Origin of the sequence: Streptomyces sp. NBC_01723 (assembly GCF_036246005.1) — a bacterium.
GTDB lineage: Bacteria > Actinomycetota > Actinomycetes > Streptomycetales > Streptomycetaceae > Streptomyces.
Genome location: NZ_CP109171.1, coordinates 1,252,828 through 1,278,469 on the forward strand (window position 1 = coordinate 1,252,828; position 25,642 = coordinate 1,278,469).

General features: G+C 72.0%; 26 protein-coding genes and 1 riboswitch. Of the genes, 11 read left to right on the forward strand and 15 right to left on the reverse strand.

The window, feature by feature from the left end:
• Positions 1 to 55: 55 nt before the first annotated feature.
• Together OIE75_RS06000 and OIE75_RS06005 are read left to right on the forward strand one after the other, a co-directional pair.
• On the forward strand, positions 56 to 538 hold the full coding sequence (locus tag OIE75_RS06000) for a Rieske (2Fe-2S) protein (protein ID WP_329469837.1): 483 nt from the start codon (positions 56 to 58) through the stop codon (positions 536 to 538).
• Positions 535 to 1,002, forward strand: a complete 468-nt coding sequence (locus OIE75_RS06005) for a pyridoxamine 5'-phosphate oxidase family protein (protein WP_329469838.1) — start codon at positions 535 to 537, stop codon at positions 1,000 to 1,002. Before OIE75_RS06000 ends, OIE75_RS06005 begins: the two co-directional genes overlap by 4 nt.
• A gap of 36 nt (positions 1,003 to 1,038) precedes the next feature.
• Here the strand turns inward: OIE75_RS06005 and OIE75_RS06010 are convergent, their stop codons facing one another.
• Positions 1,039 to 1,950 (reverse strand): LysR family transcriptional regulator, encoded by a 912-nt coding sequence (locus OIE75_RS06010; RefSeq protein WP_307010297.1) that lies wholly within the window; start codon positions 1,948 to 1,950, stop codon positions 1,039 to 1,041.
• A gap of 75 nt (positions 1,951 to 2,025) precedes the next feature.
• Between OIE75_RS06010 and OIE75_RS06015 the strand changes: the two genes are divergently transcribed.
• A complete protein-coding gene (locus OIE75_RS06015) occupies positions 2,026 to 3,012 on the forward strand; it encodes a DMT family transporter (protein ID WP_329469839.1) in 987 nt (328 codons plus the stop codon).
• Here the strand turns inward: OIE75_RS06015 and OIE75_RS06020 are convergent.
• Complete coding sequence (locus OIE75_RS06020) at positions 3,003 to 4,340, reverse strand: aminotransferase class I/II-fold pyridoxal phosphate-dependent enzyme (protein WP_329469840.1); 1,338 nt, start codon at positions 4,338 to 4,340, stop codon at positions 3,003 to 3,005. The two genes, OIE75_RS06015 and OIE75_RS06020, sit on opposite strands and share 10 nt — an antisense overlap.
• A gap of 35 nt (positions 4,341 to 4,375) precedes the next feature.
• On the opposite strand from OIE75_RS06020, the gene OIE75_RS06025 reads away from it, so the two are divergent.
• Together OIE75_RS06025 and OIE75_RS06030 are read left to right on the forward strand one after the other, a co-directional pair.
• On the forward strand, positions 4,376 to 5,062 hold the full coding sequence (locus OIE75_RS06025; protein ID WP_329469841.1) for a pyridoxamine 5'-phosphate oxidase family protein: 687 nt from the start codon (positions 4,376 to 4,378) through the stop codon (positions 5,060 to 5,062).
• Positions 5,062 to 5,703, forward strand: a complete 642-nt coding sequence (locus OIE75_RS06030; RefSeq protein WP_307010302.1) for an FMN-binding negative transcriptional regulator — start codon at positions 5,062 to 5,064, stop codon at positions 5,701 to 5,703. The genes OIE75_RS06025 and OIE75_RS06030 overlap by 1 nt, the downstream gene beginning before the upstream one ends.
• Positions 5,704 to 5,759: 56 nt before the next feature.
• On the opposite strand, the gene OIE75_RS06035 is transcribed toward OIE75_RS06030, so the two are convergent.
• Positions 5,760 to 6,704 carry a DMT family transporter gene (locus tag OIE75_RS06035; RefSeq protein WP_307010305.1) on the reverse strand — a complete coding sequence of 315 codons (945 nt, stop codon included), beginning with the start codon at positions 6,702 to 6,704 and terminating at the stop codon, positions 5,760 to 5,762.
• 293 nt (positions 6,705 to 6,997) lie between these two features.
• Here OIE75_RS06035 and OIE75_RS06040 point away from each other — a divergent pair, with 293 nt between their 5' ends.
• A complete protein-coding gene (locus OIE75_RS06040) occupies positions 6,998 to 7,981 on the forward strand; it encodes an IS481 family transposase (protein WP_307017759.1) in 984 nt (327 codons plus the stop codon).
• Here OIE75_RS06040 and OIE75_RS06045 read toward each other — a convergent pair.
• The 3 genes from OIE75_RS06045 to OIE75_RS06055 form a co-directional block, all read right to left on the reverse strand.
• Positions 7,978 to 8,982 (reverse strand): EamA family transporter, encoded by a 1,005-nt coding sequence (locus OIE75_RS06045; protein ID WP_307010306.1) that lies wholly within the window; start codon positions 8,980 to 8,982, stop codon positions 7,978 to 7,980. The genes OIE75_RS06040 and OIE75_RS06045 overlap by 4 nt on opposite strands.
• A gap of 141 nt (positions 8,983 to 9,123) precedes the next feature.
• Complete coding sequence (locus OIE75_RS06050; protein ID WP_329469842.1) at positions 9,124 to 9,663, reverse strand: Clp protease N-terminal domain-containing protein; 540 nt, start codon at positions 9,661 to 9,663, stop codon at positions 9,124 to 9,126.
• Positions 9,664 to 9,841: 178 nt separating this feature from the next.
• Positions 9,842 to 10,489, reverse strand: a complete 648-nt coding sequence (locus tag OIE75_RS06055; protein ID WP_329469844.1) for a PadR family transcriptional regulator — start codon at positions 10,487 to 10,489, stop codon at positions 9,842 to 9,844.
• Between the two features lie 208 nt (positions 10,490 to 10,697).
• Here OIE75_RS06055 and OIE75_RS06060 point away from each other — a divergent pair, with 208 nt between their 5' ends.
• A complete protein-coding gene (locus tag OIE75_RS06060; protein ID WP_307010312.1) occupies positions 10,698 to 11,507 on the forward strand; it encodes a PhzF family phenazine biosynthesis protein in 810 nt (269 codons plus the stop codon).
• Positions 11,508 to 11,618: 111 nt separating this feature from the next.
• Here OIE75_RS06060 and OIE75_RS06065 read toward each other — a convergent pair whose 3' ends face one another.
• Together OIE75_RS06065 and OIE75_RS06070 are read right to left on the reverse strand one after the other, a co-directional pair.
• Complete coding sequence (locus tag OIE75_RS06065) at positions 11,619 to 12,446, reverse strand: CPBP family intramembrane glutamic endopeptidase (protein ID WP_307010315.1); 828 nt, start codon at positions 12,444 to 12,446, stop codon at positions 11,619 to 11,621.
• 98 nt (positions 12,447 to 12,544) lie between these two features.
• A complete protein-coding gene (locus tag OIE75_RS06070) occupies positions 12,545 to 14,062 on the reverse strand; it encodes a glutamate--cysteine ligase (protein ID WP_161326671.1) in 1,518 nt (505 codons plus the stop codon).
• A gap of 551 nt (positions 14,063 to 14,613) precedes the next feature.
• On the opposite strand from OIE75_RS06070, the gene OIE75_RS06075 reads away from it, so the two are divergent.
• From OIE75_RS06075 to OIE75_RS06085, 3 genes are all read left to right on the forward strand, one after another.
• On the forward strand, positions 14,614 to 15,198 hold the full coding sequence (locus tag OIE75_RS06075) for a hypothetical protein (protein ID WP_307010319.1): 585 nt from the start codon (positions 14,614 to 14,616) through the stop codon (positions 15,196 to 15,198).
• Between the two features lie 272 nt (positions 15,199 to 15,470).
• Positions 15,471 to 15,674, forward strand: coding sequence for a DUF5999 family protein (locus tag OIE75_RS06080; protein ID WP_125494525.1), 204 nt, complete (start codon positions 15,471 to 15,473; stop codon positions 15,672 to 15,674).
• A 298-nt stretch (positions 15,675 to 15,972) separates the two neighbouring features.
• Complete coding sequence (locus OIE75_RS06085) at positions 15,973 to 16,392, forward strand: TOBE domain-containing protein (protein WP_329469850.1); 420 nt, start codon at positions 15,973 to 15,975, stop codon at positions 16,390 to 16,392.
• A gap of 70 nt (positions 16,393 to 16,462) precedes the next feature.
• On the opposite strand, the gene gcvP is transcribed toward OIE75_RS06085, so the two are convergent.
• Positions 16,463 to 19,348, reverse strand: a complete 2,886-nt coding sequence (gene gcvP, locus OIE75_RS06090; RefSeq protein ID WP_329469851.1) for an aminomethyl-transferring glycine dehydrogenase — start codon at positions 19,346 to 19,348, stop codon at positions 16,463 to 16,465.
• A gap of 176 nt (positions 19,349 to 19,524) precedes the next feature.
• Positions 19,525 to 19,620: riboswitch (glycine riboswitch) on the reverse strand.
• Positions 19,621 to 19,757: 137 nt separating this feature from the next.
• On the opposite strand from gcvP, the gene OIE75_RS06095 reads away from it, so the two are divergent.
• A complete protein-coding gene (locus OIE75_RS06095) occupies positions 19,758 to 20,135 on the forward strand; it encodes a PRC-barrel domain-containing protein (RefSeq protein ID WP_122621021.1) in 378 nt (125 codons plus the stop codon).
• A gap of 43 nt (positions 20,136 to 20,178) precedes the next feature.
• On the opposite strand, the gene OIE75_RS06100 is transcribed toward OIE75_RS06095, so the two are convergent.
• The 6 genes from OIE75_RS06100 to OIE75_RS06125 all read right to left on the reverse strand — a co-directional run bounded on the left by OIE75_RS06100 (position 20,179) and on the right by OIE75_RS06125 (position 25,637).
• Positions 20,179 to 21,558, reverse strand: a complete 1,380-nt coding sequence (locus OIE75_RS06100) for a DNA polymerase IV (RefSeq protein WP_329469852.1) — start codon at positions 21,556 to 21,558, stop codon at positions 20,179 to 20,181.
• Between the two features lie 78 nt (positions 21,559 to 21,636).
• Positions 21,637 to 22,320 (reverse strand): MerR family transcriptional regulator, encoded by a 684-nt coding sequence (locus tag OIE75_RS06105; protein WP_329469854.1) that lies wholly within the window; start codon positions 22,318 to 22,320, stop codon positions 21,637 to 21,639.
• Between the two features lie 132 nt (positions 22,321 to 22,452).
• The gene (locus OIE75_RS06110) at positions 22,453 to 22,926 is read right to left on the reverse strand and encodes a bifunctional nuclease family protein (protein ID WP_030189411.1); all 474 of its coding nucleotides are present in this window, start codon (positions 22,924 to 22,926) and stop codon (positions 22,453 to 22,455) included.
• 84 nt (positions 22,927 to 23,010) lie between these two features.
• Positions 23,011 to 23,748: a transcriptional regulator FtsR gene (gene ftsR / locus OIE75_RS06115; RefSeq protein WP_307010334.1), complete on the reverse strand. Its 738-nt coding sequence runs from the start codon at positions 23,746 to 23,748 to the stop codon at positions 23,011 to 23,013.
• A gap of 22 nt (positions 23,749 to 23,770) precedes the next feature.
• Positions 23,771 to 24,730 carry an FHA domain-containing protein gene (locus OIE75_RS06120; protein WP_307010336.1) on the reverse strand — a complete coding sequence of 320 codons (960 nt, stop codon included), beginning with the start codon at positions 24,728 to 24,730 and terminating at the stop codon, positions 23,771 to 23,773.
• Positions 24,731 to 24,791: 61 nt separating this feature from the next.
• Positions 24,792 to 25,637, reverse strand: a complete 846-nt coding sequence (locus tag OIE75_RS06125) for a DUF881 domain-containing protein (protein WP_329469856.1) — start codon at positions 25,635 to 25,637, stop codon at positions 24,792 to 24,794.
• Between the last annotated feature and the right edge of the window lie 5 nt (positions 25,638 to 25,642).

Consider the following 25,642-nt stretch of genomic DNA (forward strand, 5'->3'; position numbering starts at 1 on the left):
ACGGGGCCGTACCTCTCGGCAGATCATCACGCATCCCCCCGAAGGGAACCCCAGCATGACCAGCGCATCGTTTCATCCCGCCGCCGGACCGGCCCGTCGTACCGTCGTGGCGGCGGCCGGAGCGGCGGGGCTCACCGCCGTGCTGGCGGCGTGCGGAGGCTCGGACGAGGACGCGTCGAGCGACACCGGCAGCGCTTCCTCGGGCTCCCCGTCCGCGGAGGCGGGCGGCGGCGAGGACGCGGGAGCGGGGGCCGCGCTCGCGGCGACCGCCGACATCCCCGAGGGCGGCGGGATGGTCTTCGCCGACCAGAAGGTCGTGGTCACCCAGCCTTCCAAGGGCGAGTTCAAGGCGTTCTCCGCCACCTGCACCCACCAGGGCTGCGCCGTGAAGAGCGTGTCCGACGGGGTCATCAACTGCCCCTGTCACAACAGCAACTTCTCCATCACCGACGGCAGCGTGCAGAGCGGTCCGGCGCCCAAGCCGCTGCCCGCCGTGCAGATCACGGTCAGCGGGGACTCGATCCAGCTGGCCGGATGACCGCGGCCCAGCGCCGGGGCCGGAAGATCATGATGACCCCCGGCGAGCTGGAGGCGTTCCTCACCACCCAGCGCACCTGCCGGGTCGCCACGGTCTCGGCCGACGGCGCCCCGCACGTGAGCACGCTGTGGTTCGCCTGGGACGGTGCCTCGATGTGGCTGTACTCGGTCGTGCGCAGCAGGCGCTGGACCGATCTGCGGCGCGACCCGCGGGTGGCGATCGTGGTGGACACCGGTGAGGAGTACGACGAGTTGCGGGGCGCGGAGCTGTCCGGCCGGGTGGAGTTCGTGGGGGAGGCACCGCGCACCGGTGAGCTGTGTGCCGAACTCGACTTCCCGGAGACGCTGTTCGCCCGCAAGAACTTCGGTCTGGAGGAGATGCCCCACGACGGCCGGCACGCCTGGCTGCGGCTGACGCCGGAGAAGGTCGTCAGCTGGGACTTCCGCAAGCTGGCGTCGCCGTAGCGGACTCCGTCGGCTCTGGCCTTCACCGTGGCGGACTCAGTCCGCCTGTCCCACCTTCGCCGCGGTCGCCCGCAGCGCGTCCACCGCCGCCCGGATCGACGGGCGGCGGTCCGCGTCCGCGCGCCACACGACGTACACGTGCCGGCGCACCCGCTGCTTCAAGGGGACGGTGACGACCTCCGCGGGCATCGGCTGGCGCCCGAGCAGGGGCGCGATGCACACGCCGAGCCCCGCGGCGACCAGACCGAGCTGGGTGTGGGTCTCGGCGGCACGGTGCCCGACGATCGGCTCGATGCCCTTCGAGCGCAGCGTGAACATGAGCCACTCGTGGCAGAACTCGCCCTCGCCCCAGGTGATCCACTCGTCCTCGGCGAACTCGGCGAGGTCCACCTCGTCCCGGCCCGCGAGCCGGTGGCCGGCCGGCATGGCCACGTCGGCGGGGTCGTCGAGGAGCGGCGCCTTGACCAGGCCGTCGGGCAGCGGCATCGGCTTGTTGTACCAGTCGAGGACGACGGCCAGGTCGAGGTCGCCGCGGACCACGCCGTTGATGCCGCGTTCCGGTTCCAGCTCGCAGGAGCGCAGGCGCAGCGCGGGGTGCTCGGTGCGCAGGGCGGCGAGAGCCGTGGGGAAGAGCCCGCGGGCGGCCGTCGGGAACGCGGACAGCCGCAGCTCGCCCGCCACCTGCCCGCGCTGCGCCTCCAGGTCGGCCTGGGCCAGCTCGACCTGGGAGAGGATGCGGGCCGCGTGCTCGGCGAGCAGTCGGCCCGCGTCGGTGAGCCGCACCCCGCGCCCGTTCTTGGCCAGCAGTTGCTGTCCGGCCTCGCGCTCCAGCTTGGCCATCTGCTGGGAGACGGCGGAGGTGGTGATGTGCAGACCGGCGGCGGCGCCGCTCACCGAACCGTGCCGGGCGAGGGCGTCGAGGGTGCGCAGGCGCTCCAGGTTCAACATGTAAGCAACACTACGAGATACTCGGTGCGAAATCTCGATTGTGCTACGAGGAGGATCTGTTCCATCGTTGCTCGCATGAGCAGCAGTGGTACGTCCTCGCCCGCGGCCCGTCGCGTCCTCGACTGGCGGCTGCGCTTCGGGTTTCTCTCCCTCGTCTGGGGTTTCAGCTTCCTCTTCATGAAGGTGGGGACGGAGGGTTTCGCCCCGTTCCAGGTCACGCTGGGGCGGCTGGCGTTCGGTACGGCGGTGGTCGCGGCCGCGATGGCGGTGAAGCGGGAGCGGCTGCCGCGCGGTGTCTGGACCTGGGTGCATCTGACGGTCGCCGGGTTCCTGCTGAACGCGCTGCCGTTCTCGCTGTTCGCCTTCTCGGAACTGACGATCCCGTCGTCGCTCGCCGGCATCTGCAACGCGACCTCGCCGCTGTGGGGCATGGCCCTGTCGCTGGTCGCCCTCTCCGAGGACCGGCCGACGCGGCGCCGGGTGGCAGGGCTCGGCATCGGGTTCCTGGGCGTCCTGACGGTGCTGGGCGTCTGGCAGGGCTTCGACGGACTGGACGTCACGGGCACCGCCCTGGCGCTGCTGGCCTCCCTCAGCTATCCGGTCGGCTGGATCTACGTGCGCCGCACCCTGGCCGGCTCCAGCCACTCCCACCTCTCACTGACGGGTGCCCAGCTGGGCCTCGCCACGCTGCAACTCGCGGTCGTGACGCCGCTGTTCACCTCGGTCCCGACCGGTTTTCCCGTGCTGTCGGTCGCGGCCCTGGGCGTCCTCGGCACCGGGCTCGCCTTCCTGATCCAGTACGACCTGGTCGCGGAGGTCGGACCCACGACGGCCCAGATGGTCACGTACTTCACCCCCGTCATCGCCACCGCGGCGGGCGTGGCGCTCCTCGGCGAGTCGCTGTCCTGGTCGACCCCGGTCGGCGCGGTCGTCGTCCTCGCCGGGGCGGCGCTGACCCAGTCGCGGCCCAGGGCCGCCGGATCGCCCACGGTCGCCCCGGTCCCGGAACGCGAGGACACGAGGCTCCAGGAGCGCCCTCGGACCACCGCGTCTCAGACGTAGCTCCGCGAGGCTTCCGCCCCCGGCCCCACCGCTGCCGCAACCGCCGCCGCCAGCGGGCCGATGTCCTCCTCGGACAGCGTCGAGACCGTGATCCGGATGCCCGGCGGGGCACTGACGCGGAAGCGCGCGCCGGGGGCCACGGCCCAGCCGGCGTGCAGCAGCCGGGCGACGGCACCGGTCTCGTCCGGCACCGGGATCCACACGTTCATGCCGCTGCGGCCGTGCGCGGCGACCCCGTGGTCCGCGAGGGCGGCGAGCAGCGCGTCCCGGCGCCGCCCGTACACCGGCGCGACCGCGTGCGCGTCCACCGCGCTGCCCGCCCACAGCAGGGCCACGGCCCGCTGGGTGACATGGCTGACCCAGCCGGGTCCCAGCCGCTGGCGGCCGCGGACCCGGTCGAGCGTGACGGGGTCCCCCGTGAACACGGCGAGCCGCAGGTCGGGCCCGCAGGCCTTGGCCGCCGAGCGGACGAAGGCCCAGCTGTGGGTCGTACCGGCGAGGGGGTGCGGGGGCAGGTCGACGATGCGGTGGCCGTGGTCGTCCTCGATCAGCAGGGTCTCGGGATGGTCGCTCAGCACGGACCGCAGGTCGGCCGCGCGCGCCGCGCCGACGGCCGCGCCCGTCGGGTTCTGCGCGCGGACCGTGACGACCAGCGCGCGGGCGCCGGCCGCCAGCACCCGGCGTACGTCCTCGGGCAGCGGTCCCTCGTCGTCCACGCGGACGGGGACCGTGCGCAGTCCGAGCGCGGGGACCAGGTCGAGGAGGCTGCCCCAGCCCGGGTCCTCCACGGCGACGGCGTCGCCGGGTCTGAGGTGGGTCGCGAGTACCCGTTCCATGGCGTCCAGCGAGCCGGACGTGACCACCACGGGCCCGTCGGGCACACCGTCGGCGTCCAGTTCGGCGCGGGCGACGCCCGCGAGTTCCGCGGTGACGGCCGCATGCCCGTACATCACCGGATGCCGGTCGCCCTGCTCGGCCGCCGCGGCGAACACCGGGCCCAGCGCGGGCAGCAGTGCCGGGTCCGGATTCCCGTCGGAGAGGTCGCGCACCCCCTCGGGCACCTCCACCCGGATGAACTCGCGGCCCGTGGTGGCGGGCTTCGCGCGCACCCGGCTGCCCCGGCGCCCGGCCGTCTCGATCACCCCGCGCTCGCGCAGGGTGCGGTAGGCGGCGGCGACGGTGTTCGGGTTCACCCCGAGCCGCTCCGCCAACTCCCGCATCGGCGGCAGCGGTTGCCCCGGCTCCAGATCCCCCGAGCCCACCGCACGCTCGACGCTCGCGGAAATCTCCGCTGCGCCCCGTCCTGCGATCAGATACTCTCCTAGCACAAACAGCATTATGCACTAGTGCAATGGAGAACGCCATGCAGGGGACCGCGCAGACGCCGTCGCAGCCCGCGACCACCTACCCGTCCACCGACCGCACCGTCCCCACCCGCTCCCCCGACCGGGCCTCGTACGACAGGGAACTGGTGCACGCGATACTCGACGAGGGCTACGTCTGCCATCTCGGCTTCGTCCGGGACGGTGCCCCTGTGGTCCTGCCGACCCTCTACGGGCGGGTGGGCGAGCGGCTCTACGTACACGGTTCGACGGGCTCGCGCCCGCTGCGGATGACCGGCGCCGCGGACCCGGGCCTGCCGGTGTGCCTGACGGTGACCCACGTGGACGCGCTGGTGCTGGCCCGCTCCGCCTTCCACCACTCGATCAACTACCGGTCGGTGGTGGTGCACGGCACGGCGTACGAGGTGACGGACCCGGAAGAGCGGCGCACCGCCCTGGACGCCCTGGTCGACCACGTCGTCCCCGGCCGCTCACGGGACTCCCGGCCCGCCAACAAGAAGGAGCTGGCCGCCACCGCCGTGATCCGCCTCGACCTGAACGAGGTCTCCGCCAAGCTCCGCACCGGCGGTGTGAACGACGAACCGGAGGACCTCGCCCTCCCCCACTGGGCGGGTCTGGTCCCGGTGCGCAAGGGGTACGACGCCCCGGTCGCCGACCCGGACCTCGACGCCGGCACCGCCCTGCCCGGCTACCTGTCGGCCCTGTGATGCTGGTCCACCCCTGGGACGCGCCGCGGGACGACGACGAGTGGCGCGACTGGCTCGGGGCACACGACTTCGGCCAGCTCGCCGTCAACGGCCCGCCCGGCGAGCCGCCCCACGTCCAGCCGCTGCACTTCGCCTTCGACGCCGCCCGCGGCGCCCACGGCGAGGTGGTCACACACCTGGCCCGGCCCAACCCGCTCTGGTCCGCGCTGGAGGCCGACCCGGTCGTCCTGCTGAGCGTGGTCGACGACTACGTGTACGTCCCCGGCCCCTGGCAGGCCGCCCCGGAGGGGCCGCCCGAGCACGGTGTGCCGACCAGCTTCTACGCGGCCGTCCAGCTCCGCTGCCACGCCCGTGTCGTGGACGATCCGGGTGAGAAGGCCGACCTGCTCAACCGCCAGGTCGGCCACTTCCAGCCGGACGGCGGTTCCGCGCGGGCCGCGGCGGGCGAGGCGCCGTACGGCAGGCTGCTGTCCGGCATCCGCGGGCTGCGGCTGGAGGTGACCGGCGTACGGGCGAAGTTCAAGTACGCCGGCAAGCGGACCGAGGAGGTCCGGGACCGGATCGCGGTCGGGCTCGCCGAGCGTGCCGGCCCGCGCGACGCCGAGGCCCGGGCGCACCTCGCACGGCGCGGCGGGATCTGACCGACGGCGCCGGAAGACCGCCCGTGGGGCCGCTCGCACCGAGCGGCCCCCGGTCGTCAGGCGGGCGCCGGCCGCGTCCGTGCCGCCTTGGTCTCCGCCACCGCGAGCCCCGCCACCGAGCCGAGCATCAGCAGCGTGCCGGCCAGGGTCGCCGCCGTGAGGTGCTCCCCGAGCAGCAGGACGGCGAGCGCCGCCGCGCTGACCGGCTCCAGGAGCATGATCACGGAGACGGTGGCGGACCGGACCACGGCCGCTCCGGCGAAGTAGAGCCCGTAGGCGAGGGCGGTCGGCACGGCGGCGACGTACGCGAGCAGCAACCCGAGGCGGACCGGTTCGGCGGTGTGCGGCAGCAGCCCCTCGGCGAGGGCGAGCGGCAGCAGGCACAGGCTGGTGACGGCGAAGGCCCCCACCGACGTGCTGCCGGCGTCCGCCCCGCCGTGGCGGCCCCACCAGCGGGTGAGCAGTGTCATCACCGAGTACCCGGCGGCGGACAGCAGCGCGAGGAGTACGCCCGACAGGCGGACGGTCGTGCCCCCTCCGCCGAGGACGAGCACCACGAGTCCGGCGAGCGCGCCGACGACGGCGGTGGCACCGCCCAGTCCGAGGTGCTCACCGAGGGCGAGGCGCGCGCCGAGCGCGATCAGCACCGGCCCCGCGCCCAGGGTGATGACGGTCGCCACGGCGAGCCCGGTGGACTGCACCGCGGCGAAGTAGGCCGTCTGGAACACCGCGAGACCGAGACCGGTGACGAGCGCCCGCCGCGCCTTGCGGGCGAACGGCTCGGCCACGGCCGCCCTCCGTCCACGCGGACGCAACGGACGGACGGCGAGCAGCAGGACGAGCCCCACGGCGCAGCGCCAGAAGGACAGGGCGACGGGGCCCATGTCACTGGACCGGTAGACCAGCGAGGCGGCGGCACCGGCGGTGCCCCAGGCGACACCGGCGACGATCAGATAGAGGAGGCCACGCCCGACGGGCAGGCCGGAGACGGCATTCGACACGAGTTCTCTCCGCAGACGCGCACGAGGCGCGGACGTTCGGAGCGGCCCCGGGGCTGCCGGGGGCGCGAGGACTGCGTCTGCGGGCAGCACCGTCCGGCCCGGCGACCACGCGCCGGGCTCGTCACAGGGGCCCGCCTCAGGCGGCCGGAGGCGGGAGGACGAGTGCGTCGGAGTGCATGATCCGCACCCTAGGTGTATTGACCACGAGCGTTGTTAACAGGGTCGAGATCTTGATCATGGCGAAGACCTCCGGTGTGGTGGAGGTGTCTAGGCTTCACCACACGGAGGTCTTCGTGTCCCACCGTAATGCCCGTCTTACCGTTCACGGCAGACGAATCCTGGTCGAACGCGTCCTGTCCGGCCGTCCCGTCGCGCACGTGGCCGCGGAGATGGGTATATCCCGTCCTACAGCCCACAAGTGGGTCCGCCGCTGGCGGACCGAAGGCGATGCGGGGCTGCACGACCGTTCCAGCAGGCCCCGCACCACTCCACACCGCACGCCGTCTGCGGTCGAGGCCCGGGTCTGCCGACTGCGTTCCGGGCGCAAGCTCGGCCCGGCACGCATCGGACCGATCCTGGGTCTTCACGCCTCGACCGTCCACCGCATCCTGGTCAGGCACGGTCTGAACCGTCTGGCCTGGCTCGACCGGCCCACCGGCGAACCGATCCGCCGCTACGAGCGAGCCAGAGCGGGCGAGCTGGTCCACGTCGACATCAAGAAACTCGGCAACATCCCCGACGGCGGCGGATGGCGGACTGTCGGCCGCGCGGCCGGTGACCGCAACCGCCAGTCCACCACCACCGAGCGCAAGAGCTGCACACCGGTAATCGGCTACAGCTACATCCACTCCGCCGTCGACGACCACTCCCGCCTGGCCTACAGCGAAGTCCTCACCGACGAGCGCAAGGAGACCGCCGCCGGCTTCTGGCAGCGGGCGAACGCCTTCTTCGCTGCTCACGGCATCACCGTCGAACGGGTCCTGACCGACAACGGCTCCTGCTACAAGTCCAGACTGTTCACCCAGACGCTGGCCACCGCGGGCATCACCCACAAGAAGATCCGGCCCTACCGGCCGCAGACCAACGGCAAGGTCGAACGCTTCAACCGCACCCTGCTCGACGAATGGGCCTACCTGCGGCCCTACACCAGCAACACCGAACGAACAGCAGCCCTGGCAGACTTCCTCCACACCTACAACCACCACCGCTGCCACACCGCACTCGGAGGCCAGCCACCAATCAGCCGCGTGAACAACGTTGCGGGTCAATACACCTAGGCCGCCGTTCCCCGCCGGGACAACTCCCTTTCCTCCCCGCCGCTCGCCACCGGTTCCGCGGAGCCCTTGGCGGGCGTCGAGGACTGGGCGATGAAGGCACCGGCCAGCACCACGACGCCGCCGACGATCTGCGGGGCGGAGAGGTGCTCGCCGAGCAGCACCCAGGCCAGCACGGTCGCGACGACCGCTTCGAGGCAGGCCACGACGCCGGCGACCTGCGGAGACAGCCGGCGCACGGCCACCACGCCGGTGACGTAGGCGAGGACCGTGGCGACGAACACGATCCAGGCGAGCAGCAGGGCCGCTGCGACCGGGGTGCCGTCCATGGGGGCGGTGTGGCCGAGGACGGACCACTCCATCGACCAGGGGCGGGCCACGACGGTGAGCACGGCGGCCCCGACGAGCAGGCCGTAGGCGATCACACCGAGCGGGTCGGGGGCCTCGTCACCGGCTTCGCTGCCCTGGTCGGACAGGACGAAGTAGCCGACCTGACAGCAGGCGGCGCCGAGCGCGAGCAGGAGTCCGACGGCGTCGAAGCGCAGGCCCGACCAGACCTCCACCACACAGGCGAGACCGCCGACCGCGAGGACCACGCCGAGTGCCGCGGCCCGGGTCACCGGCCGCCGCTGCACGAACCGGACCCAGCCCAGGACCAGGGCGGGCGCGAGGTACTCGACGAGCAGGGCGACGCCCACCGGGATGCGGGAGATGGCCGCGAAGTAGCAGGCCTGCACACCGGCCACGGCCAGCAGGCCGAACCCGGCGAGCAGTCCCGGGCGGCGGCGCAGCAGGTCGCGGTGGCGCACGGCGAGCGGCAGCATCACCAGGGCGGCGCCGGCCACCCGCAGCCAGACCACGTGGAGCGGGTCGAGACCCGCCTCGATGAGCGGCTTGGCCGCGACTCCGGAACCGCCGAAGGCGACCGCGGACGCGAGCGCCAGGCCGAGCCCGGTCCCCTTGCCGCGGCTGCCGCGAGCGCTGTCAGACGTATGCACCGGCACATGATGACAGGGGTCGACATGACCGTCACCCCCAATGACACCTGTCTCACCGACTGGACGTCCGGGGCGGGGGCGGGGTTCGCCGGTCGGCGACGGACGGGGGCCGGCGGCACCTGAGGCCGAGCAGCCGAACCCCGGGGCTCAGGACGCCGGTTCGAAGTACTGGTCCACGTCGGCGACCACCGTGCGCGGCTCGACGGCCACCCGGGCCAGGATCTCGACGGCGCGCGCCTGCGGGTCCGCGACCAGGGCGGCGAGCAGGTCGACACCACAGGCCCGGACGTGCCCGCGCCGTGCGGCACGCGCACCGGCCTCCTCCATGGCCGCCGCGGCCAGCGGCGACAAACCGGCGACGCCGGTCACGAGGGGGACGGCTCCGGAGTCCTCGACGGCGCTCTGCCAACGGAGGCCGTAGCCGATGCTGCGCTGCACGAGGTAGCCGAGCAGCCGGGCGATCCGGGGCCCGTCCCCGAGCACCGCCCGGACCTCGCCGTCGGATTCCAGGAGGGAGTGCAGCAGATGGGCCGTGTCGACCTGCCGGTCCCCGTCCCGCACCGCCCGTCGGCGGGCACCGGAGACCGCCGACGCCAGTTCCGCGGTGAACCGGTGATCGAGGTCGGTGCCGTCCGGGCGCCGGGCGTCCTGCTCGCCGGCCGACTGCCGGGGGATACGGGGTTGCACATCTCCCAGCTCACCAGTCCCGGACGTGCGCGTCATCCCCGAGGGGGAGCATTTCGGCGTCCCACACAGAGTGGACCCGCACGGCCGGAATCTCCTCCTTGCGGATGAGATCAAGCCGTTTCGCCCGCGCACGCGAAGGTGCCCCCCGGATCACTCCGCGGGGCACCCCGGCACTCCGTCAGTCCTCGTCGGCGAGGATCAGGTACAGCTTCTTGCGGGCGTCACCGATGACGGTGAGCGCCTTCTCACGCTGCTCCTTGCTGCCGGTCTTCCAGACCTGCCCGAACGCCTCCATCAGCCCGAACCCGGCCTGCCGGATGTCGTTCAGGGCCTCCCAGTCGACGCCCCGCGAGGCCTCTTCCCAGGGCGCGTCGGGGCCTTCCCCGGCCGCGGCGCGACCCTCCTCGGTGAGCGCGAACAGCTTCTTGCCGCCCTCGCTCTCGCTGGCGATCAGGCCCTCGTCCTCCAGCAGCTGGAGGGTGGGGTACACCGAACCGGGGCTGGGCTTCCACGCCCCGCCGCTGCGCTCGGCGATCTCCTGGATCATCTCGTAACCGTGCATCGGCCGGTCCTTCAGGAGGGCCAGGATCGACGCCTTCACGTCGCCCCTCCGCGCCCTTCCCCTGGGCCCGCCGCGCCCTCGACCACCCCAGGGGCCGCCGTGACCGAAGCCCGGCCCGAACGGACCACCGGAGCCGCCACCGGGACCGCCCGGCCCGAAGGGACCGAAGGCCGCACGCCGCCCGTCGAAGCCACCACGGCCGTAGGGGCCGCCTTCGCCGCGGCCCTGTCCACCATGTCCACGCTCGTATCCGTGGGTACGCATCGCAATCACTCCATTCAGTCGTTGATCTGTCGCGATGCCTCAACGATATATCGGAACCTATCGCAGAGCAAGCCTCCGTTTCGCTTCCCGAGCCCTGACGGCTGAACGGTCGGATGTCCCGCACCGGCCCGCGACCCACGTGAAACCCGGTCCAGCGACCGGCGATTGGCCTTGGCCCGCGGCGCCGCGCGACGTCTAGCGTCGGGGCATGCGTATCCGAATCGTCGACGCCTTCACCGACCGGCCCTTCGCCGGCAACCCCGCCGGGGTCCTGCTCCTCGACGCCTTCCCGGACGACGACCGACTGCAGCGGGTCGCCCTGGAGGTCAATCACGCCGAGACGGCGTTCGCCCACCCCCTGCCCACGGGCGGCGAGGCCGACTGGGCGCTGCGCTGGTTCACGCCGGCCACCGAGGTCGCGATGTGCGGCCACGCGACCCTCGCCACGGCCCACGTGCTGCGCACCACCGGCGCCCACGAGGGCCCGGTGCGGTTCGCCACCCGCAGCGGCGTCCTCGTCGCGACGCCTCACGAGGACGGCTCCGTCACCCTGGACTTCCCGACCGCGCCGCTGACTCCGGTCGAGCCCCCGGCGGGCGTCGCCGAGGCCCTCGGCGCCGAGCCCCGCACCGTCCTCGACACCGGGCCGAACATCGGCGACCTGCTGGTCGAGGTCGCCGACGAGGGGACCGTGCGCGCCCTGACGCCGGACCACAAGGCGCTGGGCGCCCACTCCGAGCGGGGCGTCATCGCCACCGCACGCGCGGACGACCCCGCCCAGGGGTACGACTTCGTCTCCCGCTGCTTCTTCCCGAACGTCGGCATCGACGAGGACCCCGTCACGGGCAGTGCCCACACGGCCCTCGCGCCCTTCTGGTCCGGGCGACTGGGCCGCCCCGCCCTCACGGGGCTCCAGGCATCGCCCCGCTCCGGCCTGGTCCGCACGGAGCTACGGGGCGAGCGCACACTGCTCAACGGCAGTGCGGTGACGGTGATCGAGGGCGAACTGCTGGCCTGACCGGCCGTCGGGACGGGGCGGGGAGTCTCACGCGCCCGCCACCCGGGACGGACGGTACTGCTCATGCGCCGCGTCATCCGGCACGCGCACGCCGTTCCCCGCCCCGCGCGCTCACGCCGTCGGCAGCCAGCCCACCTTGCCGGCCAGCAGCGCGTATCCGACGAAGGCCCCGATGTCGAGCAGCGAGTGCGCCACCACCAGCGGACCCACGCGCCCCCAACGGCGGTACAGGTACACGAAGACGACGCCCATCACCATGTTGCCGATGAAGCCGCCGATGCCCTGGTAGAGGTGGTACGACCCGCGCAGCACCGAGCTGGCCGCCAGCGAGGCGCCCGCGCTCCAGCCGAGCTGGTCGAGGCGGCGCAGCAGATAGCCGACCACGATGACCTCCTCCAGGACGGAGTTCTGCACCGCCGAGAGGATCAGTACGGGGTACTTCCACCACACGTCGGGCAGGGCCTCGGGCACCACCGTGAGGTTGAAGCCGAGGCCACGGGCGGCCAGGTAGAAGGCGATGCCGGTGCTGCCGATGACGGCGGCGACGGCGGCCCCGCGACCCAGGTCGGGCCACGGCCGGGTGCGGTCGAAGCCCAGGGCGCGCAGGCCGCTGCCCTCCCGGAGCAGGAAGTGCGCGACGAGGGCGACGGGGACGAGGGCCGTGGTGATGCCGAAGAGCTGCCAGGCCAGGTCCAGCCAGGGACGGCCGGGCGCGGCGGAGGCGTTGAGGGTGGCCGCCTGGTCCTTGAGCCCGCCGGGCCGGGTGACCGAGCCGATGAAACTGATGAGGGCGGACACCCCGCTCGCGCCCAGCGACAGCGCCAGGACGAGCAGCGTCTCGTCACGCAGGGTCCGCCGTGAGAGCCGCTCCGGGGGACCCTGCTCCCCGACGACCGGCTTGTGAGGGAACGAATCGTCCACCGGGCCCGCCTCCGCCATGCACACCTGCCTCCAGCTGGGACGTCACAGCTTGCCCGATCAGTATGGGACGGTGCGCGGCGGGGCCCGGGGCCGACCCGGCGTCGGCCCGGTGCGGGTCAGCCCAGCGCCGCCGGCTCCGGCAGGCCCACCGGCCACAGGTGCACGGGATCACCCTCGCGCATCAGCTCGACGTACCGGCGGGTCGTGGCGGCCAGCGCGTCCTCCCGGGACAGCCCCGCCTCCAGCCCCCGGTGGAACGTGGCCGCCTGCCACGACGCGCCGTTGACCCGGCGCCGGCACCGCTCCTCGATCACACCGAGGTACAGGTCCCGGTCGGCGGGCTCCACGCCCCACGCGTCCAGCCCCGCCTCGGCGAGCGGCAGCAGTTCGTCGCGTACGAGGACGGCGGCGTCGACCTCGGTGGTGCCGCCCAGCCGGCCGCGGCGGGGCCACTCGAAGCGGGCGTCGATGCCGTGCCGGCACGCGGCCTCGAAGTTGGCGGCGGCGGCCTCGAACGGCAGCCGGGTCCACACCGGCCGGGGCTCCTCGGCGAGCGCGCGCACCACACCGTAGTAGAAGGCCGCGTTGGCGATGACGTCGGTGACGGTGGGTCCGGCGGGCAGGACGCGGTTCTCCACCCGCAGGTGGGGGACGCCGTCGGCGATGTCGTAGACGGGGCGGTTCCAGCGGTAGACGGTGCCGTTGTGCAGGACGAGTTCGGCGAGCGAGGGCACTCCCCCGGCGTCCAGGACCTCCAGCGGGTCCTCGTCGTCGCAGATCGGCAGCAGCGCCGGGAAGTACCGCCGGTTCTCCTCGAACAGGTCGTAGGCCGAGGTCACCCAGCGCTCCCCGAACCAGGTGCGCGGCCGGACGCCCTGGGCCTGGAGCTCGGGCGGGCGGGTGTCGGTGGACTGCTGGAACAGCGGAGGGCGCGACTCGCGCCACAGCTCGCGGCCGAACAGGAACGGCGCGTTGGCGCCGACGGCGATCTGCGCGGCGGTGACCGCCTGGGCCGCGTTCCACACGTCGGCGAAGCGGTCCGGGGTGACCTGGAGGTGCAGTTGCACCGAGGTGCAGGCGGCCTCCGGCGCGATGGACTTGGAGGTGCAGGTCAGACGCTCGACCCCCTCGATGTCGAGGGTGAAGTCCTCGCCGCGGGCGGCCACGATCTGGTCGTTGAGCAGGGCGTAGCGGTCCACGGCGGAGAGGTTGGAGGAAACGAGATCGTCCCGGTCCAGCGTCGGCAGAATTCCGATCATCGCGATTCCCGCGTCGACCTCGCCGGCCTTGCGGTCCGCATATGCCAGGGACGTACGGATCTCCTCGGCGAGCCGGTCGAATACCCGGCCACCCAACCGGTGGGGAGCGATGTTGACTTCCAGGTTGAACATGGCGAGTTCTGTCTGGAAGTCCCGACTCGCGATGCGTTCGAGGACTTGCGCATTCAACATTTTCGGCATCCCGTCCGCACCGACGAGATTCAATTCGATCTCCAGCCCCATCAGGTTCTTCGGTTCGTCGAACCGCTTCTCCGCCAGAAGCCGCTCCAGACCCGTCAGGCACCGCTGCAGCTTCTCGCGGTAGCGCTGGCGATCGGACAGGTCGAACTGACCTGCCACGACCTTCTCCCCCATGGAAGCTTCCCTTCTGAGAGCGGCAGTCGAAGATCCGGCCGCCGGTGGCCGGTCAGGTTGGATGATGCCCAGCCGAAGCGATCGATAACGTCCCGCGGCGGCCCGGCACCCGCTACGCTGTGCCGATGTGACCGGTGGCACATTCACCAGGCATGGCGCGTGGAGCAGTTTCCGGGTCGGGTAACTCGTGAAAAACGCCGACGACAATTGGCCGACCGCTCGGTGAACATTCCCCGAGGTCACCGTCGTGCACCCGCCTCGAAATCCGGAGAAATCCCGCATCTCCACGACCGAATGCAACCTTGTACTGGTTGCCGGTATCGGCTAGCCGAAACACAGTCTGAACACGTGTCGTATAAACTCCGCGAACAAGGCAGAAGACCGGCGCCCACGGTCGAAGGATGCCGTCGTCGAGCTGACACGCGGCAGACCTCACCCCCTTCTCGGTTCCCGGACCCCGGCCCCTGCCTCCCCAGCCCCGTGAGCTGACAGCGTCGTCCGCCCCGCTCCGCCCTCGCGCCACCGTGCCTTCGAATGAGAGGCGACCCACCATGCCCCTGCGTGTCCCGCCGGCCCCCGCGCCCGCCCTGCGCTCCGTCCTCACCGCCCTCTCCTCGCCCACCGCGGTCCGGGAGGCCCGGACTCCCTCGCTGCTCGGCGCCCAGGGCCCCGTCGCGCCCGAACTGCCGCTGCCCGTGCACGTCCTGGACCGGGTCACGGCGGACGGCGCGACGGGGACGCGGCTGGCCGGGTGGCGGTTCCTGATCCGCTGCGGCGAACGGGCGGTGGCGGCCGCGGAGACCATGCTGACCCCGGACGGCTGGGCGTTCTCGCACTTCTTCGAGGGCCCCTACGTCGCCTCGACCGAACGCGCGCTGCGGCAGGCCGAGTCGGTGCCCCAGTCCTACCAGCCGCGTCTGCTGTCGGTCCCCGAGCTGTACATGCTCACGCTGTGGCTGCACGGCGACTGCGCCGCGGACGCCGCCGCCGGGCACCCCGCCGCCGCCGACCTGCTGATTCCGCTGGCGCCCGCGCCTCCGGGCATCGCGGCCCACCGTCCGCACCGGGTCGCCGAGCTGCTGCCGGTCCTCACGCACCGGGTGACGCCGACGGGGCTGCTGGGCTCGCCCGCCTGACCCGCATCGTTCCACCCGCGCGGACTAGTCCCATTCGGCCATGCCGAACCACCCGAAGTGACAGTGCAGTTGGGCTGAACCGTCCGCGCGGGTGATGCGTCATCAACCTGTGAGAAGCGGTGCTGCGAAATACCTGCGGATCGGCGCCCGTGGGGCAACACTGGGTTCGGACCGACTTAAACATACGGGGGGCGGCCATGAACAACGCTTCACGCCGCGGGACAGACAAGACAGCAGACTCACCCATCACCACAGACCGAGAGACCCCACTCATGTGTCAGCACCAGCCACCGTGCCCGTCAGCCGACTCCGCCGACCGGGAATCCGCCCGCCTCGTGGCGCACCACCCGGAGCAGGGCTGGAGCCTGCTGTGCAACGGCGTCGTCCTCTTCGAGGACACCGGTGAGCTTCTGCCGGACGGCCAGATCATCGCCCCGCACCGCCCCGTCGGCGCGGGTCTGATCACCGCCGCCTGAGCACCCGCCGGCCGGGGTGACATCACTCCGCCCGGCGCACCATGGGGCCGGCCCGCAGCCACGGTTGCGAACCGGCCCCGACGCGTGTCCAAGGCTGATCACTCCCCGTAATCCGCCGTGCCGACGCGGTCATGGCCGCCTCCCCCAAGCCTCGGGCCCGCCCACCGGGAGGGGTGACGGCTGGGTGGTGGGGCACCCCGTATACACCCCGCCACACGACATCCTGGCGCTGTATCGCGTTACACCCAACGCCCCGGGTGCCCTGCACAGCTTCCATCCCAGGGCTACGGTGCCGCCCATGAGCCTGAGCATCCGCAACCAGCTCCCCGGCACCGTCACCACCGTCACCCCGGGCGAGGCCATGGCGACGGTCAAGGTCCGCCTCTCCGGCGGCCAGGACCTCACCTCGGCGATCACCCGGGACGCCGCCGACGACCTGGCGCTCGCCGCGGGGACCGCCGTCCGGGCCCTGGTGAAGTCCACGGAGGTCGCCCTGGCCACCGGGCGCGTCGAGAGCCTCTCGATCCGCAACCGGCTGCCCGGCACCGTCACCGCACTCACCACAGGGGGTGCGATGGCGTCCGTCGGGATCGCCGTCGAGGGCGGCGCGCTGACCGCCGTCGTCACCAACGAGGCCGCCGAGGACCTGGGCCTGTCCGTCGGCGCTCCCGTCGTCGCGCTGATCAAGTCGACGGAGGTGTCGCTCGCGACCGCCTGACACGACAGGAGGCTCCGTACCGACCCGATGGGCGGTACGGAGCCTCCTGTCGTAACGGGCGTCTGGGGGATCAGTCCTCGTAGGCGTCCAGCGGCGGGCAGGAGCAGACGAGGTTCCGGTCACCGAAGGCCTGGTCGATGCGGCGCACCGGCGGCCAGTACTTGTCGGCGGCGGACACCCCGGCCGGGAAGACGGCCTCCTCGCGCGTGTACGCGTGCTCCCACGCACCGCCCAGGGCCGCGGCGGTGTGCGGCGCCCTCCCCAGCGGGTTGTCGTCGGCGGGCCAGGCGCCGGAGCCGACCTTCTCGATCTCCGCGCGGATGGCGATCATCGCCTCGCAGAACCGGTCCAGCTCGGCCAGGTCCTCGGACTCGGTCGGCTCGATCATCAGCGTGCCGGCCACCGGGAAGGACATCGTCGGCGCGTGGAAGCCGTAGTCGATCAGCCGCTTGGCGACGTCGTCGACGCTCACGCCGGTCGCCTTGGTCAGCGGGCGCAGGTCGATGATGCACTCGTGCGCGACCAGCCCGCCGGGGCCGGTGTACAGCACCGGGAAGTGCGGCTCCAGCCGCTTGGCGATGTAGTTGGCGGACAGCACGGCCACCTGCGTGGCGCGCTTGAGGCCCTCGCCGCCCATCAGCCGCACGTACGACCAGGAGATCGGCAGGATGCCGGCCGAGCCCCACGGGGCGGCCGAGATCGGTCCGACGCCCGTCTGCGGGCCTGCCGCGGGCTGCATCGGGTGGTTGGGCAGGTACGGCGCCAGGTGCGACCGTACGGCCACCGGGCCGACGCCGGGGCCGCCGCCGCCGTGCGGGATGCAGAACGTCTTGTGCAGGTTCAGGTGGGAGACGTCGCCGCCGAAGTGTCCGGGCTTGGCGAGGCCGACCAGGGCGTTGAGGTTGGCGCCGTCCACGTAGACCTGACCGCCGGCGTCGTGCACCCGGCCGCAGATGTCGGCCACGTGCTCCTCGAAGACACCGTGCGTGGACGGGTACGTGATCATCAGCACGGCCAGCTCGTCACGGTACTGCTCGATCTTGGCGCGCAGGTCCTCGATGTCGATCTCGCCGTCCTCGGCGGTCCTGACGACGACGACCTTCATGCCGGCCATCACCGCGCTGGCCGCGTTGGTGCCGTGCGCGGAGGACGGGATGAGGCAGACGGTGCGCTGCTCGTCGCCGTTGGCCCGGTGGTACCCGCGTACGGCGAGCAGGCCCGCGAACTCGCCCTGCGACCCGGCGTTGGGCTGCAGCGAGACCTTGTCGTACCCGGTGACCTCCGCGAGCCGCTCCTCCAGCTCACGGATGAGGGTCAGGTAGCCCTGCGCCTGCTCGGCGGGCGCGAAGGGGTGCAGCGCGCCGAACTCGGACCAGGTGACCGGCTCCATCTCGGTGGTGGCGTTGAGCTTCATGGTGCAGGAGCCCAGCGGGATCATGCCGCGGTCCAGCGCGTAGTCCCGGTCGGCGAGGCGACGCAGGTAGCGCAGCATCGCGGTCTCGGAGCGGTGCTGGTGGAAGACGGGGTGGGTCAGGAAGTCGTCCGCGCGCAGCTGCGCCTCGGGCAACGTCTCCGCGGTCTCCCCGTCCAGCACCTCGATGTCGCCCTCGACGCCGAAGGCGTGCCACACGCCGCCGACCTGGGCGCGCGTGGTGGTCTCGTCGCAGGCGAAGGAGACGTGGTCGGCATCGACGAGCCGCAGGTTGATGCCGTTCGCGCGGGCGGCGTGCACGATCGCGTCGGCCCGGCCGGGCACCCGCGCGGTCACGGTGTCGAAGTAGGCGCCGTGGACGATCTCGACGCCGCCCGCGGCGAGGCCCGCGGCGGTGATCGAGGCGTACCGGTGGGTGCGCCGGGCGATGGCCCGCAGGCCCTCGGGACCGTGGTAGACGGCGTACATGCCGGCCATGACGGCGAGCAGCACCTGGGCGGTGCAGATGTTGCTGGTGGCCTTCTCGCGGCGGATGTGCTGCTCGCGGGTCTGCAGGGCCAGGCGGTAGGCCTTGTTGCCGTCCGCGTCCACGGAGACGCCGACCAGGCGGCCGGGCAGGCTCCGCGCGAACTTCTCGTGCACGGCCATGTAGCCGGCGTGCGGCCCGCCGAAGCCCATCGGTACGCCGAAGCGCTGGGTGGTGCCCACGGCGATGTCCGCGCCCAGCTCGCCGGGCGAGGTGAGCAGGGTGAGGGCGAGCAGGTCGGCGGCGACCGTGACGAGCGCGCCCAGCTCGTGCGCCCGCTCGACGACCGGCTTGATGTCGCGTACGGCACCGGAGGCGCCCGGGTACTGGAGCAGGACGCCGTTGATCTCCCGCTCGGCGATCTCGGCCGGGATGCCCTCGCTCAGGTCGGCGACGACGACCTCGACGCCGGTCGGCTCGGCTCGGGTCCGGATCACGGCGATGGTCTGCGGCAGCACGTCCGCGTCGACCAGGAAGAGGCCCTTCTTGTTCTTGCCCATGCGCCGGGAGAGCGCCATCGCCTCGGCGGCGGCGGTGCCCTCGTCCAGCAGGGAGGCACCGGAGGTGGGCAGGCCGGTCAGCTCGGCGACCATGGTCTGGAAGTTGAGCAGGGCCTCCAGGCGGCCCTGGGAGATCTCGGGCTGGTACGGCGTGTACGCGGTGTACCAGGAGGGGTTCTCCATGACGTTGCGCAGGATGACCGGCGGGGTGAAGGTGCCGTAGTAACCGAGGCCGATCATGGAGTCCAGGACCTGGTTGCGGTCGGCCAGCGAGCGCAGCTCGGCCAGTACCTCGGCCTCGGAGCGGGCGCCGGGCAGGTCCAGCGCGTCGGCGTTCTTGATCACATCCGGCACCGCGGCGGCCGTCAGCTCGTCGAGCGAACCGTAACCGACCTGCGCGAGCATCTTGGCCCGGGCCTCGTGGTCGGGGCCGATGTGGCGCTGCTCGAACGGCGCTGCCTGTTCGAGTTCGGTGAGCGGAGTGCGGTGGGCGGTCATTGCGGAGGCCTCCTGGTCTGACGACCTGCGAGGGGCACCACGGCGCGGGTACCCGGACGGCCTCCCCCTCTGTCATCTCAACCTGAGAGCTTCACCGGGGCGGCCCGAGGGCGTCCCGGCTTTCACCGTCGGTGAGAGCGGAAGCCGTCGACACCCGCTCTGCTTTCCAGAGTGACCTCGTCCGTGCGGTACGTGAGCCTGAGAGATTCCGGGGAGGATTTGCTCCTTCGGCGCCTCCGATGATGTCCGGAGGACTCTCCCGCGCGGGGTCAGCAGCCGTTTGCCAGCGTACCAGCGAGCCCGCGGCACGAACCTTCGAGTGGCCGACCGGCCATATGTAGTTTTTTGTAGTACTTACGGATGATTCGGCGGCTGGTGTGCGATTCCAGTGCGACCAAGTGGAGGGCCCGTGCGTACTGACATCGACCCGCGGAACCTGATAGGCCGCAAGGCATTCGACCGCGACGGCACCAGGATCGGCACCGTGGACGAGGTGTACCTCGACGATGCCACCGGCGTGCCCGAGTGGGCGGCCATCCGCACCGGCCTCTTCAGCAGGGACGCCTTCGTACCCCTGGAGCCCAGCGAGCTGGTCGAGGGCGCCCTGCGCGTGCCCTTCGCCCGGGCCCTGATCAAGGAGGCACCGGACTTCGGCGTCGGCCGCCACCTCTCGCCGGAACAGGAACTCCAGCTGTACCACCACTACGGCCTCGACGTGGCCGCCGCTCCCCCGCTCCCCGACCACGACTTCGGCAAGCTGGCGGGCAAGGGCAACGAGGAGAGCTGACGCACCGCCCCCGCGAAAGACGCGGAACGTACGCGACGCACGGCTAGCCGGCCACCGGTCTGGCCGGCCCTTCGCCGGGTCTTCGCGTCTCGGACGGAACCAGCGGCAGCGGATCCGCGGGCGTCAGCTCCGGGTCGTCCATCGGAAAGGTCCGTACCCGCCCGGTCCGCGAGTACGGCGTCTCGAAGCGCACGGTGACCCGCCCCAGCCCGCTCCCCTGGACCCACCCGTGCCCGAACCGCGCGTGCCGCACGTCGTGCCCCGACGGCCAGCGGCGCTCCGCGGGTGCCGGGCGGTGCTCCGCGGCGGGCTCGGTCTCCGGCTCCTCGGCCAGTTCACCGGCCCTGCCCCCCGCCGCCTGCGCGAACAGGTCCTCCTGCGTGTAGTCGGCCAGGCCGCTGACGCCGACCCCGAGCAGCCGCACACCGCCCGTGGTGTCCACCGAGTCCAGCAGCCGGGCGGCGGCCTCCCGCACCACCGCCGGGTCGTCCGTGGGCCCGCGCAGCGTCTCGGAGCGCGTCAGCGTGGAGAAGTCGTATCTGCGCACCTTGAGCACGATGGTCCGCCCGGACAGCCCCGACGCGCGCAGCCGGCGCACACACCGGTCGGCCAGCCGGCCCACCTCCACGCCGACCCGCACCCGGTCGTGGATGTCCACGTCGTAGGTGTCCTCGACCGACACGGACTTGGTCTCCCGCTCGGCCACCACGGGCCGCTCGTCGAGCGCCAGGGCCATGGCGTACAGGCCGTGTCCGTGCGCCTTGCCCACCAGCCTCACCAACTCGTCCTCGCCCGCCTCGGCCAGTTCCCCGACCGTGGTGATGCCGGCCCGGCGCAGATGGTCGCCGGTCGCCGGGCCGACGCCGGGCAGGGTCCGCACGGACATGGGCTCCAGCATGGCCCGCTCCGTCCCCGGCGGGATCAGGACCAGCCCGTCGGGCTTGGCCTCCTCGGAGGCGATCTTGGCCAGCATCTTGGAGGCGGCCAGTCCCACAGAACCGGTGAGGCCCGTGACGGCGCGGATGTCCGTGCGCAGCTGCGTCCCGGCCAGCCGCGCCGACGCCGCGTCCCAGGCCGTCCCACCGGCCTCCAGGTCCACGAACGCCTCGTCCAGGCTCAGCGGCTCCACCAGCGGGGACAACTCCCTGAGCAGCCGCATCACCTGTTCGCTGATCGACCGGTACAGCTCGAACCGCGGGACGAGATACGCGGCGTTGGGCGCCAGCCGCCTGGCCTGGCCCATGGGCATCGCCGAGTGGACGCCGAAGACGCGCGCCTCGTACGAGCAGGTGGCGACGACGCCTCGCGGCCCCAGGCCGCCGACCACCACGGCCTTCCCGCGCAGACTCGGCTTGGACGCCTGCTCCACCGAGGCGAAGAAGGCATCCATGTCGAGATGCAGGATCGTGGGCGCGGTTCTCACATCTCCGATGCTGCCCTACGCCACTGACAATGCGGCCGCCACCGGACGGCCCGCGCGCCGGGCGGACCGGCGCGCCGCTCAGACCGCCCTGTTGCGGCGTCGCGCCAGCTCGTCCGCCGGATTGTGCCCGACCAGGGTCTCCCCCGTGTCGATCCGCTCGCCGTGCAGCTGGGACAGCGCGCTCTCCACGTCTCGCCAGACCACCCCGACGGCGATCCCGAAGATGCCCTGACCGCCCTGGAGCAGGGCGTGCACCTCGTCGGGCGAGGTGCACTCGTAGACCGTGGCGCCGTCGCTCATCATCGTCATCCGCTCCAGGTCACGGAAGCCGCGCTCCCGCAGGTGCTGGACGGCGGTCCGGATGTTCTGGAGGGACACCCCGGTGTCGAGGAAGCGTTTGACGATCTTCAGCACGACCACGTCGCGGAAGCTGTACAGGCGCTGCGTGCCCGAGCCGTGGGCCGGACGCACGCTGGGTTCGACGAGCCCCGTGCGGGCCCAGTAGTCGAGCTGCCGGTAGGTGATGCCGGCGGCCGCGCAGGCCGTCGGCCCGCGGTAGCCGATCTCCTCGGACGTCATGGACGCCGCCCCTCCGCTGGTCGGCACGGCGGCCGGCCGCTGCGGAGCGGAATCGGGCGCGCCTGCCTGCTGGGCGTACCCCCCGCCCGCGCGGAGCCGAGAGTCCTGGGGAGGGTACGGACCACTTGCCCCGAGACCGTGCCCGGGGCCACCCCCAGCCGTACCGTCGCCGCTGATCCTCACGCCGACCTCCGTCCTTGACCTGCCTCCTCGAAGGTAGGCAGTCACCAAGGGTGCGTCAACGATCGCCACACTCGGCACGCCGAGTGATAATCACCCTAAGAGTGGTTTCGCGTGCCCTGATTTGGGGAAACCCTACTGGTTGCTCGTCCCGAAGTCCTCCGGCGAGATCTGGTCGAGGAACTCGCGGAACTTCTCCACCTCGTCCTCCTGCTCGTCCGGGATCGCGATGCCCGCGTCGTCGAGGACCGTGTCGCTGCCGTAGATCGGCGTCCCGGTGCGCAGGGCCAGCGCTATGGCGTCGGAGGGCCTGGCGCTGACCTCGACGCCGCTGGCGAAGACCAGCTCGGCGTAGAACACCCCGTCGCGCAGGTCGGTGATGCGTACCTCGGTGAGCTCCTGGCCGACGGCTTCCAGCACGTCCTTGAACAGGTCGTGGGTCAGCGGCCGTGCCGGAGCCATGCCCTGCTGGGCGAAGGCGATCGCCGTCGCCTCGCCCGGTCCGATCCAGATGGGAAGGTAGCGGTCGCCTCCCACCTCGCGCAGCAGCACGATCGGTTGGTTGGAGGGCATCTCGACCCGGACACCTACGACATCGAGCTCGTTCACACAGCAACCCTAGGCCGTGCCCGGGACGTTTGGGTAGTCGGGCCGGGATCGACTGGGCGATCCGGGGCTCCGAACAGGCCCGTTTCAGGGAAGCCGCACGCCGAGCGCGGTCTGTACCAGCGCCGCGTGCAGCTTCACCGCCAGGCCCGCCAGCTCCTTGGTGCGCGCTTCCGCGTGTGCCCTGGTCTGGGGGTTGCGGTGTCGTTTCAGCGGGGCGACCACCTGGTCCACGAGCCCGGCGTCCCGGTCGGCGGCGGCCTTCATCACCCGCAGGTGCCTCGGCTCGATCCCGAAGCGCCCCAGCTGCGTCACCAGCGACGCCACGGTGACCGCCTCGGCGTCGTACGCCCCGTCGGGCAGGGGGGCGAGGAGCCCGTAGGACTCCCACTCCTTCAGCTCCTGGTCGTCGATCCCGGCCGCGGCGAGCAGCTCGTCCCGTCCGATCCGGGCGACGGTCGGGCTCTCGGCGGCTTCCGCAACCGCTTCCCCGTCCCGCTGCCGGCCGACCGTGGGCAACGACACCGCCTCACCGCGCTCCACGGCGTCCAAGTGCTCACGGATGACCTTGAGCGGCAGATAGTGGTCCCGCTGCATCCGCAGCACCCGGCCCAGACGCTCCACGTCGTGCGCGCTGAACTTGCGGTACCCGGCCGGGGTCCGCCGGGGCTCGACGAGGCCCTCGGACTCCAGGAAGCGGATCTTGGAGATGCTGATGTCGGGGAACTCGTCACGCAGCACGTTCAGCACCGTGCCGATGCTCATCAGCCCACTGTCCGTGGCGGCGGCGCCGTGACCGGCACCGCCGCTCGGTGTATGCAGCATGGACCTTCCCTGGAGGTTCGGGTCAGTAACCCCGCTGGCTCGCGTAGAACACCAGCCGGTACTTGCCGATCTGCACCTCGTCACCGTTCGACAGGGCGACCTGGTCGATGCGCTCCCGGTTGACGTACGTGCCGTTCAGGCTGCCCACGTCGGCGACCGTGAAGGAACCGTCCGGACTACGGCGGAACTCCACGTGCCGGCGCGAGACCGTCACGTCGTCCAGGAAGATGTCGCTCTGCGGGTGACGCCCGGCGGTGGTCAGCTCACCGTCCAGCAGGAAGCGGCTGCCCGAGTTCGGACCGCGGCGCACGACCAAGAGCGCGGAGCCGAGCGGCAACGCGTCCACGGCCGCCTGCGCCTCGGGCGAGAGCGCCGGGACCGCGGTCTGACCGGTGACCTCGGCGTCGTACGCCTCGAGACCCGAGATGGAGATCGTGGAGGTCGTCTCGGAGGCACGCTCCGGAACCGCGCCGGCACGCAGCGGGGCACCGCAGTTGGAGCAGAAGCGGCTGTTCTCCGCGTTGCGGTTGCCGCACCTCGTACACACCAGGGCCGACATGGACGGATCCTCCTGCCGCGGCTGCCCCGCCGGGGCGTTCGACGCGTACGGACCGGGGTTGAACCCTCCACCCGCACCTGAGGTTGACGGTTGCCCGAAACCTATGCCGCCGGACTGTGCAGGGTCAACAGACGGCGCGCCCTGACCACCGGGAATGTCACCGCCCGGACCACCCACCTGGTCCCGGAACATCGGGCGTCGGCCCTCCGCGTCGGGCTGGGCGCGATGGCGGGCGGTCGCGTTGTCACTGCCCTCTCGCGCGCTCTTGCCGAACAACTTCGCAAACAACTTCACGGGCGATTCCCCTTGACCGAAACAGACCCGCCCGTGGGGCAGGACGAACCCTGACTGACCGTACTGACCGACCCGGACATCTTCACAACGTCCGTCTCCACCAGACAGTTTCCACCACGCACCACCCAATCGGTGCGCCGACCCCCCGCAACCTCATGCCCTAGCCGGACGTCCCCCATGCACCGCCGGTTCACTGGGAGGACGACCGAGCGTAGTCAGGCCGCTCCGCCGCTCGCAAGGCGTCCACGACGATCTTGCTCGACCGCTCAACAGTAACGGTGGCCTGTTCTTTTTCCAGAGTCTGCACCACGCCTCCAGGAATGTTGAGAGCCGGTTCGAGGTCCTGCGGCTTGCCGATGACCTGGAAACGATAGGGCGCGTTGATCTTGTTCCCGTCCACGCTCACGGACTTGTCGGAGTCCGCGAGGTAGGTGCCGGCGACGACCCTCACACCGTTCACCTGGATCGCCTCCGCGCCCGCCGCACGCAGCTCCTGGATCGCGTCGAGCAGCATGTCGGCCTCGACCGCTCCCTTCGTGTCCTGGACCGTCACCGTGATGCCGGGCCCCTGCGCGGCCACGGTGCCCGCGAGGATGCCCAGTTGCCGCTCCTTCTCCAGCGTCTGCTTGCGGGCCTCCTCCGCCTGGTCGGAGCTGTTCTCCAGCTCGTCGCGCTGCTTCTCGAGGCCCTGCTTCTCGTCTTCAAGACGCTGAGTACGGTCGTCCAGTTCATCGAGGATGCGCACCAGATCCTCCTGCCGGGCACCGCGCAGCGCGCCGTCGCTCTCGCTGTTCGACGCCACCTGGACCGCGAGCCCGAATCCCAGCCCGAACAGGAGCAGGGCGACGATGAGTTGGGCCCTGGTCAGGCGTGGCGGCCAGAGGCCCTTGAGCAGCCGCTCCCGGCCGCTCGGCCCGCCCTGCACCGGCTGCGGCTCCTCGGGAGTGTCGGCGCCGGGGGCGTCCTGCGCCGGCGCCACCTCGTCGGGCAGTTCCTTGCGCAGCCGGTTCGCGGGCTGCTCGTCGTGGTCGCTCATCGGCC